Below are 15,699 nucleotides of genomic sequence, written 5' to 3'. Positions count from 1 at the left end.
ACTCTTTAATCCTACTAATAATTTTGAATAGGAACAAGGGACGATCCATCTGTGATAAATGTCCCAGTTGTACTTATGCGACTTTAATAAACAACAAAAAGCAGCTCTGATCGACTTTGAGGACGATTAGGCTGCTTTTGAATTACGCTTCTTTGAGTAGTTTAAAAGCTAGAGAGCTTTCTTTTAAGTCTTTTGATGTATTTTCTAACTCAAGCATTGAATTTAATAAATGATTTGATGTTAAAAGCTGTTCATTTGTATAACTTTGAATCGTATTTGTCTTTTCAAAAATTGAGGAGGCAGATTCAACTAAATCTTGAGTCGATTGAGCTACTTCCTCAAGTCCTAATGAAATTTCGTTAATGGATTCATTAATTTCAAACTGATTTTTTTCGATTTCAGCTCCTTGTTCATTGATTGTCGCAAATAAAGTGGCGGCCTCATTGGACTTAGAGACAATCGTTTGCACAAATGAACTAAAAGAAAGAAACTGTTCCATAAAAAGTTTCGTTTTCGATTCGGATGAATGAATCGTCTTCTTAATATGTTGAGAGAATTGATGGGTTTGATCGGATAACAATCGAATTTCATTGGCAACAACGGCAAAGCCTTTTCCTGCTTGCCCCGCTCTAGCTGCTTCAATTGAGGCATTTAAGGCAAGTAAATTTGTTTGCTCAGTAATTTTATCAATTTGTTCCATGAAACGTGAGACTTCTTTCATTTGAGCAACAACTGCTTGGATAGATTGTGATAATTGACTTGTTTCTGTCGCAGTTTCTTGAATGGACTTGGCCATTTGCTCAATTTGTAATTTACCATCAGCCGCAATCGAATTCATTTGTTCCGTTTGATTTTTAATATATGAAACCGAATTTTGAATCGCTTGAGTGCTTGTTGCGGATTCTTCTGTAATCGCTGAAATCGAGGTGACATGTTCAAGCTGTGCATTGATATCTTGTTTGAGCTCACTCGTATAGTCCTCAATTTTTTTCGAAGCTTTCTGATTTTGTTTTGATTGATGAAGGACATCTTCGACAATTGTTGATGTTTGAGAACTACTGTCCAGGTTTATTTTTAAAGTCTTAGTCATATTTTGAGCCATTTGAATTAAGGACTGATCGATTTGTCCAATTTCATCTGTTCGTTTAATGTCATGACGATAAGAGAAATCATTGTTTTTATAAGCCTCAATTCTTTTGAAGATTTTTAGGACTCCATCATTTAAGTGACGACCGAACAAGAAAATAATCATAAAAGATATGATCGTTAATGAGAGCGTGGCGATGATTAACAAGACACTTGATGTGGTCATACGATCATTTAACGCTTCGATATGAGCGGTCATATTTTCTGTGAAATATTCGTCAATCGGATTTGTCGCACGTTCTAAATCAATTAAATTATTTGTAATACGAGTTGATGCTTCGGTTGTAATTCGTTGAGCACGTTCTCCAAAAATAGGCTCTGACAAGTATAACTCGCTAATGTTCTGGAATTCAGCTTCGACTGATTTCAGTAGTTCGAAATAACCTTGTAAGTTAGGCTGACTTTCCATAAAAGGATCAATTTTTGTCAGCATTTCATTGGCGATTAAATGCTTTGCTTCTAATTCATTCACTCGATTATTCGTATAATTTCCAGTCAAAATATCATACTGGATTAAGCCAACTTGTTGAATGTTTTGAACCATAGAGAAGTAGTCATCTTTCACATGAAGAGCAGCATTCATATTGGCGACTTCTTTTTGAACTTGTTGGTTGTTCATAAAAAGCATGGTGACAAAAGCGACATTAATAACGACAATGCTAAAAACAACAACAAGTAGCTTATGCTTCAGTAAAAAACGAAAGCGGCTGTTTTTCTTTTCTTTTACTCTTTTCATTCGACGCCCCCTAAATATTTCGTAATGAAATCGTTTGCATAGTCTTATTATACTATAATTCGATATTAATGGGAGAGTTAATCTTCATTTTTAGTTATATTTAAATAGTCTGAAAGGTGGACTAATCATGGCGATACCAAAGTTTTGTATAATCGACCCAACCTAAGGCATTCAAATGGATATTTTTTAAATCATTTGGGTAAATAGCTGACTGTTGTAAACGATAAAGATAAATAAGGGCGTGCTGCTCACATAGACTTTCTTCCATTTGGCTCAGTTTTTTCAAACGTTCCTTTTCTTCAGGTAGCTTGAGCAGGGCTTGTTTTAAATCATATTTCCATTTATTTGTTAAATGGTATTGCATGAAGCTATGAGTGCCAAAGTAGGCCGATAAATAAGTATAATGAAGGTTTTCATCTGATAACTGTTCTCCAAGTAAAAAGTCGGATATTTGGCTAAGAGGCAATGTATGGAGCTCTTTTAAAGGCAGGAAGTGTAGGGTGACGGTTACACCAAGCTTTTTTAATTCGCGCTGGATCCACTCGCCATCCTTTTCATTGCCTGCCCCTACATAAGAATATAAATGTAATGGAGTGTCATCATATTGACTTTTGCTTAAAAGCTCCCTCGCTTTTAAAAAAGAAGAATTCCATTTCGCTTCGGATTCAGAAAACATTCTATAGGCAGGGACATGGCGATTCCCTGTTAATTCTTGAATCATTTTCGTTCGTGAAAGAGTGATGTTAATGGCCTTTCTTAAATAAAGGTCCTGACCAATGGAGCGATTCATATTAACGGATAATAGTTTGCTGCCACGGTCGATAATTGAATTTTCTTCATAGGCTAAATTTGCTTTAACTGAATTGGGATATTGATAAAAGTTAAGCTTTTTTTCGGTTGCGATATTTTCAATTGTCGATGTTTCATACACTTGGGGAAAAAAATACATGGTCACTTTATCAAGCAATGGCCGTAAGCCAAAATAGCGTTCATTCGCTTGCAAGGTGAGCTTATCCTCATTATTGACATCAACTAAAAATGGTCCCGTTCCGATTGGTTTATTCGCTTGTTCTGGTCGAATAAGACTGCCGCCTAAAGATGAGGCAAGGGTGAGGAAATAGGGATCGGGATGCTTTAATGTAAACGTTACAGTATAACGATTAAGTGCCCTAACATCCTCTACTGCTTCCATAATCCAATGGTAAGCAGAGTTCGAATCGTTGTGACGTAGAAAACTAAAACAAACATCTTCGGCGGTAAGCTCATCGCCATTGTGAAAGAGGACTTGTTTTCTTAAATAAAATGTCCATGTTTTGTCGAGCGGACAGACTTTCCAAGTATGAGCTATTTCCGGCAAAAAGCTTTGAGTCCTTTCATCAAAAGTAACTAATTGATTAAATAAGTGTCGCATCATATGGTTTTCGGAGCGTCGATTCACGTCAAAAGGGTCTAAACTTGGCAAAGGGCGATAGGAAGCAAATCGTAAGTGATCGGCATTGTTTGTTGTGAGCTCCTCCTCGATATTAATCAAGTTAGAAAACAACCAATCAATAAATCGATCCTTTTGAATCGAGTTTAATGGTTTCGATTTTATGAAGGAGATCGCTTCATCAATCGAATGAGTGGAGGCCATTTCCTCGGCGATTTTTGTAATAAATTCCTCGTACTCGTACAGGAGTGTAAGAGTAGAAAAATTTCCGCGCCCACTTCCAGACTTCCAATGAATCCAACCTGCCTTTTTAAAATTTGTGATAATGTTTTTGGTATGACGCTCAGAGCAATATAAGATCTTTGCTAAGTCCTTAATCGTCGTTTTCGTCGTTTTATTAGGAAATGCTGTTAATAGTTGTTCATATTGTTCTGATAATTTCATTTACATCAACCTCTCTTTTAAAAGGGGAAATGAATCTAGATTAAGTTTACCCTTTTTTTCCTCTTTATTGAATGTAAAAATATTAAGTATCGATAGTTAGGGAATGGTTGTGAGGGAATGGGGCTAACATCAAAGAGTCGAGTTATCGCTATAGCGTTAGTGACGGCGGTTGCAGTAATGGGAGATGCGATGTTATTTATTGTGCTTCCTCTTTATTGGCAGGATTTTGGTTTAACATCGATTTGGCAAATCGGTTTATTGTTATCGATTAATCGTTTTATTCGTTTGCCATTAAATCCGTTAGTCGGGTATTTTTACAAACATTTTCAGTTAAGAACAGGTGTCTTTATTGCGTTAATATTAGCCGTTATTACGACTTTTTCTTATGGTGTTTTTCAAGATTTTTGGAGTTTACTCATGATGAGAGCCTTATGGGGAGTTGCTTGGTCCTTTGTAAGGCTGGGAGGCTTTCTAACGGTTATTGATGTAACAACAGACCAAAATCGTGGCTGGCATGTGGGCTTATACAACGGTTTATGGGGGCTTGGTGGACTTGTCGGAATGTTAGCAGGTGGATTTCTTGTCGATCAAACTTCGATTTTTTTCGTTACAACATCATTTGCTGTCATTGCGGCCTTAGCGATACCAGTCGTTTGGTTTGTTGTTCCAAAAGGGAAGGGGGAACCGGAAGAAAAGAAGGTAGTGGCCAAGACAATGAAGAAAAAATGGGTGACACCGTTTGTTGTTTTAGTTTTATGTACAGGGCTTACGCAAGGATTTATCGTTATGGGTTTATTTGCTTCAACGATAAGTCCATTAATCGAGACTGTTTATTTTGGAGATTGGCAAATAGGTACGGTTGTCATTGGTGTTGCTACATTAGCAGGAATTATGCAAGCACTGCGTTGGAGCTGGGATCCATTTGTTGCTCCATTAATAGGGAGGAAATTGGATGAAATGACTTCTGTACTCCCAATTCTTTTGTTCCCGCTTCTCGGAGGTGCACTCCTTTTCTTTAATTTAGCTTTTACGGATCAAATCGTGAGTTTGTTGCTGTTTATTGTATTATTCCAATTATTATCGACGATGTTTACAACCACCACCGATACATTAGCAACTCGTGCCGCGGTTCGAACCGATCGAGTGAAAATGATGACAGCCCATACAGTTGTCGTAGATGTCGGTTCTGCATTAGGACCACTTATTTCTTTTCTGCTTCTAATGTATTATCCAGTTTCATTTATTTATATTATGGCTGCTGTGATTCTACTCCTATTAGCTGTAAGCTGGGTAAAGTTTCGTAAATTTGAGATATATGAGGCAGAGGAAAAGAATTATATTTGATTTATTGTTTGAAGATTTGTTTTAATGGTAGTGGAGTGGATTTATTAGATAGAAGAAAAACGATTTAAAAATAGAAAGAGGGATAGTAGTGGAGAAAAGCGTGATCTTTTTTGATATTGATGGGACATTGTTGACAGAAGAAAAAACGTTACCTGCTTCAACAAAAGAAGCGATTATGAAATTAAAGGAATTAGGCCATGAAGTGGCAATTGCAACAGGCCGTGCACCTTTTATGTATAAAAAACTTCGTGAAGAATTGGGTATTGATACGTATGTCAGTTACAACGGTCAATATGTCGTTTTAAATGGTGAAGTCATTTATACAAACCCGTTAAATAGGGAAGCGTTGGAGCAACTAACAAATGAGGCATTAGAAAATGGACACCCAGTTGTTTTTATGAATCATGAAGAGATGAAGGCAAATGTTGCCGAAGACCATGAGTATATTCAAGAAAGCATTGCCACTTTAAAGGTATATCAAATGCCTGGGCATGACCCGCACTTTTATAAGGACCGTGATATTTATCAAACCTTATTATTCTGCCAAGAGAATGAGGAAGTACCTTACGAGCAAAAGTATAAAGACTTAGATTTTGTGCGCTGGCATCCAGTTTCGTTAGATGTAATCCCACAAGGCGGCTCTAAAGCAGTTGGAATTGCTAAAATTATGGAGAAACTAGGATATCCAAAAGAAAGACAGTATGCTTTTGGTGATGGTTTAAATGATATTGAAATGTTAACAGAAATAGAAAACAGTGTCGCGATGGGAAATGCTGAACCTGAAGTTAAGGACTGTGCCCGCTATGTGACTAAAAGTGTAGATGAAGATGGGATAGCCCACGGATTAAAAATGGTCGGGTTATTATAATGAAATAAAAAAGGCTGGAGCAATGATCGGTTCTCGACTGGTCGTTGTTCTTTTATTTGCTTGATAAGGCATGTTATAGAAGGAGAATGAACTATAATGAAATAAAAGTGAAAATTAGTTGAAATAAACGGCGATGTAAGGGCAGGTTAAAAAGGAGCTAAAGTGAAACTGAACATATTTGAAGAGTTATTAAAGGGGGGAATAAAATGTCCTGGTTTTCTTATCAAAATGATGGTCCAATCTTTGAATTATTTGGTCTTTCGCATTTGTTTATCTTTATTTTACTTATTTTAATCTGTTTAGCGATTGTTTTGAAGGCTAGAAGAGTTAGTGATTTTCCACAAATAGAAAAAGGCTTGCGATATAGTTTAGTTATCTTTTTAGTAGCTTTAGAAGGTTCCTATCATTTTTGGCTTTTGATCCATGGAGAGTGGTCGATAGCCTATGCACTTCCCCTTCATTTAAGCAGTATAACGTTAATCACAGCTGCTTTAATGCTTGTTTTTGGCAAGCAACGACTCTTTGAGTTTACATTTTTTGCAGGAGTTGGTAGTGCCACTTTAACGCTAATCACTCCTGATATAGGTGGTTATGATTTTCCGCATTATCGCTATTTCCATTTTTTTATGTCACACGCCTTTGTGATTGTATCTGTTATTTATATGATAGCGGTGAAAAAATATAAAGTAACTTTCCGGTCGATTTTTCCCAATTGGTTGTGGTTGAATGCTTATGCTGCGATTGTTTTTGTTGTGAACTTAATAGTTGATGGCAATTATATGTATTTAATGCGAAAACCGCCAGGACCTTCACCGTTTGATTGGTTTGGACCATGGCCCTATTATATTTTTGTCTTGCAGCTAGTGGCATTAGGGTTATTTATGTTGATGTATGGGATTTATCGAATATTGGTGAAGGAGAAGTGAAAATGAGGAGAGTTTGATTGTTTGGTCGGGTATGGTAAGTAATTTGGGCTGAGGAACGGCCGGACTTAGTATGTAATTAGAACCGAGAAACAGCGTCCAAAAAAGAACGGACGCCACCTTACTATCCAACGAACTATCATATAGATGAAAAGTTAAGATAATCGGAGTATAATAGATGATGGTATTAATTAATTGTATTTTTTTGATGGACTTATTTTAATTGAAAGTGAGTGTTTTTATATGGGACGTAAATGGAATAATATTAAGGAGAAAAAAGCTTCAAAGGATGCGAGTACGAGTCGCGTTAATGCTAAGTTCGGACGTGAAATTTATGTTGCCGCCAAACAAGGTGAGCCGGATCCTGAATCGAATCGCGCTCTTAAAGTCGTATTAGAGCGTGCCAAGACGTACAGTGTGCCTAAACATATTGTGGATCGTGCCTTAGAAAAGGCTAAAGGTGGTTCTGAGGAAAGTTATGATGAGTTAAGATACGAAGGGTTTGGACCGAACGGGTCAATGGTTATTGTAGATGCGTTAACAAATAATGTAAACCGTACGGCGGCAGAGGTTCGTTCTGCTTTTACAAAAAACGGTGGGAATATGGGTGTCAGTGGTTCTGTTGCTTATATGTTCGATGCAACTGCGGTAATCGGGCTTGAGGGCAAAACAGCTGATGATGTATTAGAGCTTCTAATGGAGGCAGATGTAGAAGTTCGTGATATTTTAGAAGAGGATGAAGCGGTTATTATTTATGCCGATCCAGAGATGTTCCATTCTGTACAAGAAGCGTTAAAAGCCGATGGTGTGACCGATTTTACCGTTGCCGAATTAACGATGTTGCCGCAAAATGAAGTCGAGCTTGCCGACGATACTCAAGTGCAATTTGAAAAATTAATTGATGTATTAGATGACTTAGAGGATGTTAAGCAAGTATATCATAATGTTGATTTAGGAGAGTAATTTCTGAATTACACTATATAGTCCATAACTAATAAGCCATTATGTCAGCGGAAACACTGATATAATGGCTTTGATGGTTTCTTAATTTAACTGCTGTTGTACGAGTTGTTGATAAAAATCATGGCTCTCCATTAACTCATTATGGGTTCCGTTGCCACTCGCACTACCTTTTTCAATGACGATAATTTGGTCAGCGTGCCTGACGGTTGAAAGGCGGTGGGCAATTATCAAGGTGGTTCGACCTTGCATTAATTCATTTAAGGCATCCTGCACGAGTTTCTCCGAAGCACTATCAAGATGGGCTGTGGCTTCATCTAATAAGAGAATTTCAGGATCCCTCATAATGGCACGAGCGATCGCTAATCGTTGCTTTTGTCCTCCCGATAGCTTGACGCCCCTTTCTCCAACATGGGTTTGTAATCCTTGTGGTAATGAATCAATAAAGCTAGTTAGATTGGCTTGTTCAATCGCTGTTGCTATGGCTTCATCGCTAGCTTCTGATAAACCATATTTTAAGTTATCATAAATCGTTCCATTCATCATCGGGCTTTCTTGAGAAACGTAGGCGATCTTTTGACGCCACGCTTGTAAATCTAACTCTTTTATTTCATCTTTTCCATATATAATGTGACCTGTAACAGGTTCATAAAAACGTTCGATTAAGGAGAAAATCGTCGTTTTACCTGTACCGCTTGGGCCGACAAAAGCTGTGATTTTTCCAGCTTCAGCTTTAAACGAAAGGTTTTGTAAAATCGGTTTGTCTTTTTGGTAAGAAAAATGAACTTGCTGAAAATGTAGAGAGGCTCCTTTGGTAGATAGAGAAACAACCTCATCTGCCTTTTTAAACACATTCAGTTGATTTGTTCCGGTTTGAAGGTAAGGCTCCTTATGTTCATGAAAAATTTCCTGAATTCGTTCGGTTGCTCCTAAAGCCTTTTGATACTGGGTGAAAAAGACAGCTAATGTCGTAAAAGGAATAACAATTTGGAATAAATACAAGATAATAGCAACTAGTTCCCCTGAAGTTAATGACCCTGAGGCGACTCGAACACCACCGTAACCAATAACTAAAACAAGGACGAGCATCATGACGGTCATCATGGCTGGTGAAACAAAGGCTTGAATTTTGGCTTCACGCATGCCATAACGATATAAATGTGAAATTCGATTTTTCCCCATATCTTCTTCCATCACTTCACTATTTGAAGCTTTTACTAAGCGAATATCAGAAAGGACCCTTCCTAAATCACCTTGAAAACCAGCCGTTTCATTTTGTAAAGATCTTGATATTTTGAGCATTTTTGAGCCGAGCGGCATAATGATTAAGTAGGCAAGTGGAACGGAAATGAACATTAATAAAGTCATTTTCCAATCGATAATAAACAATAAAATCATCGCACCAATGATAGAAGCCACGCCAGAAACAAAGGGGATGACTTGCATCGTAATAAAGTCTTTGATGATATTTGTATCGTTTGTCATCCGACTCATCGTTTCACCAGATGTATTTTTATCAAAAAAAGGAATCTTTAACTGTAAAATGTGGTTCCATAAATCATTTCTTAAACCAGCGATCATCTTTTGTCCAACATAGTACATTAAATAAATGGAAAAACCAGACATAATCGCTTGTAAAATAAATACGATAACTAAGGTCGAAATCGATTGCCATGAGAAGCTAGCTTCTGCTAAAACATCGACTAAATTCATCGTTAATAACGGAACGAGTAAAGCCATTGCGGTTTCACCTAAGCCGAATAAGAGAGCTAGGAGGATGGCCCAGAGTGCGGGGCGATACTTCTTTAGTAACATCCAAAACTCTTTCGGTTTGATTGAAGGGGGGGTGGTTGCTTTTTCTTCCATAATATATCTGCTCCTTTAATATGTGTATTTCATAGTGGTATTCTGCCTTTTTATCATAGCCCCTTACGTAACGGGAGGCGCAAGTTTTTTTTCAAAAAAATTCTTTCTTAGGCTTGAATATTGTGTTAATGGCGGGATAATCGTGTAGATATTATTGTTATGTAACTCAACTTTCGCAGCGCATAATTGCCCCTTAACCGTTGATAGAGATTGACTTTAGGGCGATATAAGATTCAAATTGACTTTACATGAACGGTTCAATCGTTGACAGTCTGAACACATCTCTTCGTAGGCTGTTGAAGGAAACTGTTCACTAAATGAAGCGCTTCGGCGGTCGCTACCAAAACCATACTCCGCGTCCTGCGGGAACCTTGCGAGCCTCCTCGGCAAGCCTTGCGGGGTCTCGCTCCACGGTTTATTCCCGCGGGAGTCTCCGTATGGTTTTGTCCGCTAAGTGTCGTGGAGATGCTTGATGATAGGGCCATTCTCAATCAGCTATTTCTAACGCAGAAGGACCTTCTTCTTCCCTTTGTTGGTTATAGAACTAAATAGGTCGTTGCCACCTATTTTTTTCCTAAGTCTGCCGTCATGAAAAGACAGGATTCCAATCGAAACAAGCTCGATATTCTAGCTAACGTACAGAGCATCCACACGAATTTGTTTACAACTGTAACGGAATGAGTCATGGAAGGAGAAAAATCATTCTCAAGCTCATGTACGTTGAAGTCATGACTGTTTTTTTATTCAATGAGAAAACCGAACCTAGATTCGATTCCATTATCTAGCGGACAAACAGACACGGAGACTCCCGCAGGAATAAACCGTCCAATGAGACCCCGCAAGCGTGAAACGCTGAGGAGGCTCATGAGGTTCCTGCAGGACGCGGAGTGTCTGTTTGGGAGCGACAGCCGGAGGGCCTATATTATCTTTTTCTTGGTGCACAGTTTATCCGTTTGGTGTGATAGTGCGTTCTCGTTTTTCAAACGTGTCAAGGGCATTTGTTTAAGAGCTTCCCTTTCGCTCTGCCAACTAGTGGAACGGATTTTCTCGATGCGAAAGTTGAGTTATGTAATTATAAAAATGTCAAAGAAGACTAAGTAAAACTAAGAGCTTTTCCGTATTTTGTTAGCCAGTCGAGTGATTATTTTCAGAAAAATGGTATAATTAAATAAAAATGTTTTTTATCAAAGGGGAATGTATATGCTGACAGGAGAACAACTTCAAGAGATAAAAACACTACAAAACCGTTGTGAAAAGTATGAGAATATACGGCTTAAATTAAATTGGGAATTGCTTGAAGCTCGCTCTGATTCCTGTAAAGAGGACTTTTTCCAATATGAGGATGAACAACTAGTTGGTTATTTAGCGATTTATCGTTTTGGCAATAAAGCTGAAATTTGTGGCATGGTTGACCCAGACTATCGTGCACAAGGGATTTTTACAAGCTTATTAGAAGAAGCTAAGGTGGAATTAAAGGATGATATCAAAGTGTGTATCAATACTCCTGCCTTATCAGACTCTGCCAAAGCGTGGATTCATTCTCAACAATTACCGTTAGCCTTTTCTGAGAGACAAATGAAATTTAATACAGATACAAAATTAAGGTTAACGACGGAGTTGACTACTTTAGTAGAAGCAACTGAAGAGGACTTTGATTTGTTAGCCTCATTAGATGTATCCTGTTTTCAATTTAGTAAAGAGGAAGCGCGTAAATATAATGAAAAGCTTTTGACTGATAAAGATAACAAACTGTATCTAATAGAAGTAGAAGGGCGTAAAATTGGTAAAATGAGAGTGAGCCAGCACGAAAAAGAACGTTGGATTTATGGGTTTGCGATTTTTCCAGAAGAGCAGGGAAAGGGTTATGGAAAAGAAGCGTTAATTAAAGTCGTTCAAGAAGGCATACAACAGAACCTTGATATCTTCCTTGAAGTGGATGGATTGAATGTAGGAGCGAAAAGGTTGTATGAGCAATGTGGCTTTGAGACATATGAAGTTCAGGATTATTTTACGATAAGGTAAGGAGGTCACTGTCGTGCAGTTAAGGCAACAATCGCCGGATTTAGCGGACTACTTAGTTGAATTAGAAGAAGTAAGCTTCAAGGACCCTCTAATAAAAAAAATAAATGAACGATTATTTGATCGTAAGCTGACGGATGTTGAGAAAGTAGAGAAGGCCTTTCATTATGTCCGTGATCAGATCTCGCATTCTTGGGATATCCAAAATCGTCAAGTAACAAGGACTGCCTCGGAAGTATTGGAGCATGGTATGGGGATTTGTTATGCAAAATCAAATCTATTAGCAGCGATTTTAAGGAGAGAAGGCATTCCAACTGGCTTTTGTTATCAAAGACTGATGTTATTTGATACACCTGAAGAAGGTTTTTGTATCCATGCTTTAAATGCTGTGTATATCGAGTCAGAACAAAAGTGGATTCGTTTAGATGCGAGAGGAAATAAAGAAGGTATTGATGCGAGATTTTCCTTGGTTGAAGAGAAATTAGCTTTTAAGGTTCGCCCAGCTATTGGTGAAATCGAGTATGAAGCGATTTATTCGAAACCTCATCCCAAAACAATGGAGGTTCTTCAAACACATCGGGATATGATAGAGATCTATGTTCATTATTTACCAGCTGAATTATAAGTTCGAAAAGAAAAGAGAAAATGAATGAGAAAAACATTCGGTAAGGAATTAACCTTTTTTAAAGAGAGGGTAGTCCCGTTATACTGAGTGTTTTTCTTTTTTTCGAATGGGATGTGCTAGGAAAGTGAGAGTTGGACAGGATGGATTAGCCACACTCTTATCGACCTTTCCTTTTTCTTTATTGAAATTTGTCAAAGTTTGTCTTGTTTTTTACTATTTGTAGATAAATTGAAACATAACTGCAAAGAACGACACATTTAAATTTGTTACAATCGCACCATAGTAGGATATACATATTGTTTAAAATGGACTACTGTTAGGATGAAAGAGTACTTGAACTTGTAATTAAGATTAAGCTAAGCCAGTAGCGGGAATAGATTTAATCAACTCAATAAAGTCAAGTGTAGGGAAAGGGATTGAATCAAATGGATAAAAATTTAATTAATAAACATTTATATAAAAAATTAGTGAAACCAGCAACAAACAAATCAGAACTTCAGCAGTTAGCGGAATTAACTTTAGAGCTAGATGAAACGAGTGAGGTAACAGTTGATGACATTCGTTTTGGACAAGGGGAGCTTTATTTTCATCACAAAGATTTTGAGACAGCGATTTTTAAATGGGAGAAGGTTACTGGGGAAAAAGTTCCTTGGGCTCAAAAAAATATCGCGGATGCTTATGATGCACAAGGCTTGATAAAAGAAGCGAAAAAGATGTATCAATCAATCAAAAGTACAGATGAGATGTTAAAAACAGAAGTGTATTTACAACTTTTTTCCATTCATATGGAAGAGGAAAAGTTGGATGATGCCGCGAAAATTATTAAGGATGCTGTTGATTTAAATCCAGATTATCCTAATGTAACCGAGATTGCCCGTGCTTTTTTTGAGCAATACCGTGATTATAGTTCAGCGATAGAACTGGCAGTAAATGAAGCAATTAGAACAGAGTCAATGCAATGGTTTGATAAAGTATCTGACTATGTGAAGCAGAATTTAACGACTACGACAAGCCCAGCTTATTTTATGAGTTTATTAACTAAACTTGCCGTACTAGACCAAAGAAAATATGAGCAATTGGTCACGACCTTTTGGTCCAGTTACCAAGGTGAGGAGTTGTATTTTGATTGGCTCGTTGAGTTTAACGACTCATTTGCAAAATATGAGGAGCGTAGTGAAAAGAATTGGCCACTTTTATCGAAAAAGTATGAGGAAACTTATTTTGAGTTAATAAGTGGGACGTATTTTATTAGAGAAATTGAATCAATTATTCCAGTTCATATGAGAAATTGGTTTGAATTATCTAAAAAAGCCAATGATTTATTAAGTACAACGGCCATATTAGCTTGGAATGAATTATTCCCCGGCCAGCTTGAAGAAGCAATTACGTACCAAGCGAAAGAAAAAATGGAAAGTTTACCTGTTCAATCGGATTCGTTGGAAAGTAGTTTAATGCTTTTCCAAGAAATTTCTAATTGGGCTAAAAAACATGAGCTGGAAGTTGGTCAAAGGCTAAGATGGTTAATGCAACAATTACTTGATTTTGACAAAAAGCATGTGTTAATTGCTGGAGCGTCTGTTGGGGCGAAAAAATCCTTTTTAGATGATGTCGTGGGGGAAACAAATATTCCTGAACAGCATTCCTCTTTTATCTTTTTAAAGGATGGTGCTGAAGAGATCATCGAAATTGATGAGGCAAAAGATCAAATCGATGAAGAAGAAGTAAGTGAAGTAGAAGAAGTCTTCACTTTGGAAAGACAAGAAAATAATGAAGGGTTCTCTATGTTAGAAGTGAAGTGGCCAAGTCCGTTTTTATCTGAGAGTGAACTTGTCTTAATTGATACGCCAATCGCTTCAAGAAAAGATGTGGATAATCAGCAATGGCTTCCATATTTACCTGTAGCGGATTGTTTTGTTTTTGTGTTGAATGGCAATCATCCATTTACGGACCATGAGCGTGAATTTTTATTAAAAATGAAATCACAATTCCCAGAAATGCCGCTCCACTTTATTTTTAATAAAATGGATGGGATTTATAGTGAATTTGAAGAGGAACGTATTTTAACTGAAACGAAATCACGTGTGAAATACTATTTCCCTAATGCTCAACTACACTCATTTACTCCACAGACGAATACGCGTAATGTAGCTGACTTTTTCTTGACGATAACGGATGTAGAGCTTCTTGAAAAACAGCGAAATGAAAAAATCCTTTACTTTATTCGTGAAACGATTAAACATTTATTTGAACAGCGTGCTGAAATGGAAAAAGAACATCTTCACTCGGTTACATGGAATGAAGATATGGTTGAGAAATTAAAAGCAGCTGTTCATCAATTAAATGATCTTGAAAAAGAAGAGAGTGCTTTAATAAAAGATTCTTATCAGAACATCCGAAAAGAAATGAAAGAGGATATTGAAAAGGCCATTCCTGAAATTATTCGAGAATGTTCAAGCTACGTAAAAGAAAATAGTGATTTCAAAGCTTTACCAGCCCATTTAAACGAAGAGATTAATAGTAAGATACAAACTTATTTGGATCGAACGATTATGCCTAAGTTTGCGAATGCTTTCCAAAGATGGCTAGAAACTTCAAATGTTGCTTTTATCCGGAGCCAATCTTATTTGAAAGAAATGGCGGATGGGTTTAATAAGTTGTATCAACATGAGCGTTTCAAAATGGATGGGGATTTCCGTATTTTAGATGATTGGCATCGTGATGTTGAACGAATGTCAGCAGGAGTAGCGATTGAACCAATTAATATCTTTAATCGAATGAGCCCATCACAACTAGTTCTCAAAAGCTCTGGCAAACTATTTGGTGCCCTACCAAACAAATCAATGCTATACAAGATGTATATGAAGTTCTTTAGTAGTGAGGACTTTTCACCAATAGCTCGTCATATTTCAACTCAATTTTTAATGCAATTTGAGTTGTTCGAAAGAGGATTACAACGTGATGTACAGATGTTCTTTAAACATCCATTTAACATCTTAAATGGAGCAGTTAAGGACGCCGAAAGTGAAATCGAAACAAATAATGAAGCGATTGGGACACTTAAATCAGCGCCAGAAGTCTATCGTGACCCACTTACATTATTTCAAGTACGCGTTCGTCAATATGAATGGATGACAAGTGATAAACGAGCGTTGGAAATGAGGGTGTAAGAAGCCAATAGCATATAAATGAGGCTGTCTTAAAGGTTCATCCTTTGAGATGGTCTTTTGCTGTTTTTATTCAAAGTTATTTTGCTGAACAAAATGATTGGTTAAATATTCAGAATAACCTTGAAAAAAGGTAGGAAACATAGTAAGTTTAAGATAAGTTATGAAATCGTTT

10 protein-coding genes are annotated in these 15,699 nt (G+C 37.2%); 7 read left to right on the top strand and 3 right to left on the bottom strand.

The features are described 5' to 3' along the window. Window positions 1-142: 142 nt before the first annotated feature. Together AA0017_RS12465 and AA0017_RS12460 are read right to left on the bottom strand one after the other, a co-directional pair. Window positions 143-1,882: a methyl-accepting chemotaxis protein gene (locus tag AA0017_RS12465; RefSeq protein ID WP_413374791.1), complete on the bottom strand. Its 1,740-nt coding sequence runs from the start codon at window positions 1,880-1,882 to the stop codon at window positions 143-145. A gap of 121 nt (window positions 1,883-2,003) precedes the next feature. Then, on the bottom strand, window positions 2,004-3,755 hold the full coding sequence (locus tag AA0017_RS12460; protein WP_413374789.1) for an ABC transporter substrate-binding protein: 1,752 nt from the start codon (window positions 3,753-3,755) through the stop codon (window positions 2,004-2,006). A gap of 117 nt (window positions 3,756-3,872) precedes the next feature. On the opposite strand from AA0017_RS12460, the gene AA0017_RS12455 reads away from it, so the two are divergent. The 4 genes from AA0017_RS12455 (at window position 3,873) to AA0017_RS12440 (ending at window position 7,853) form a co-directional block, all read left to right on the top strand. Continuing rightward, window positions 3,873-5,099 carry an MFS transporter gene (locus AA0017_RS12455; protein ID WP_413374787.1) on the top strand — a complete coding sequence of 409 codons (1,227 nt, stop codon included), beginning with the start codon at window positions 3,873-3,875 and terminating at the stop codon, window positions 5,097-5,099. 88 nt (window positions 5,100-5,187) lie between these two features. Continuing rightward, window positions 5,188-5,967: a Cof-type HAD-IIB family hydrolase gene (locus tag AA0017_RS12450; protein ID WP_413374785.1), complete on the top strand. Its 780-nt coding sequence runs from the start codon at window positions 5,188-5,190 to the stop codon at window positions 5,965-5,967. Between the two features lie 206 nt (window positions 5,968-6,173). Further along, complete coding sequence (locus AA0017_RS12445; RefSeq protein WP_413374783.1) at window positions 6,174-6,893, top strand: TIGR02206 family membrane protein; 720 nt, start codon at window positions 6,174-6,176, stop codon at window positions 6,891-6,893. Between the two features lie 240 nt (window positions 6,894-7,133). Further along, window positions 7,134-7,853 (top strand): YebC/PmpR family DNA-binding transcriptional regulator, encoded by a 720-nt coding sequence (locus AA0017_RS12440; protein WP_413374781.1) that lies wholly within the window; start codon window positions 7,134-7,136, stop codon window positions 7,851-7,853. Window positions 7,854-7,934: 81 nt separating this feature from the next. Here the strand turns inward: AA0017_RS12440 and AA0017_RS12435 are convergent, their stop codons facing one another. Continuing rightward, entirely contained in the window at window positions 7,935-9,716 is a 1,782-nt protein-coding gene (locus AA0017_RS12435) for an ABC transporter ATP-binding protein (protein ID WP_413374779.1), read from the bottom strand. 1,200 nt (window positions 9,717-10,916) lie between these two features. On the opposite strand from AA0017_RS12435, the gene AA0017_RS12430 reads away from it, so the two are divergent. The 3 genes from AA0017_RS12430 to AA0017_RS12420 all read left to right on the top strand — a co-directional run bounded on the left by AA0017_RS12430 (window position 10,917) and on the right by AA0017_RS12420 (window position 15,527). Further along, a complete protein-coding gene (locus AA0017_RS12430; protein WP_413374777.1) occupies window positions 10,917-11,738 on the top strand; it encodes a GNAT family N-acetyltransferase in 822 nt (273 codons plus the stop codon). Between the two features lie 13 nt (window positions 11,739-11,751). Then, the gene (locus AA0017_RS12425) at window positions 11,752-12,360 is read left to right on the top strand and encodes a transglutaminase-like domain-containing protein (RefSeq protein ID WP_413374775.1); all 609 of its coding nucleotides are present in this window, start codon (window positions 11,752-11,754) and stop codon (window positions 12,358-12,360) included. Between the two features lie 425 nt (window positions 12,361-12,785). Further along, window positions 12,786-15,527, top strand: coding sequence for a GTP-binding protein (locus tag AA0017_RS12420; protein ID WP_413374773.1), 2,742 nt, complete (start codon window positions 12,786-12,788; stop codon window positions 15,525-15,527). Window positions 15,528-15,699: the final 172 nt, after the last annotated feature.

The sequence above is a fragment of the Alkalihalobacillus phoenicis genome (assembly GCF_047302405.1).
Lineage (GTDB): Bacteria > Bacillota > Bacilli > Bacillales > Bacillaceae_D > Alkalihalobacillus.
Note: the sequence above shows the minus strand (reverse complement) of the source record. Positions and strands in the feature narration are given on the sequence as shown.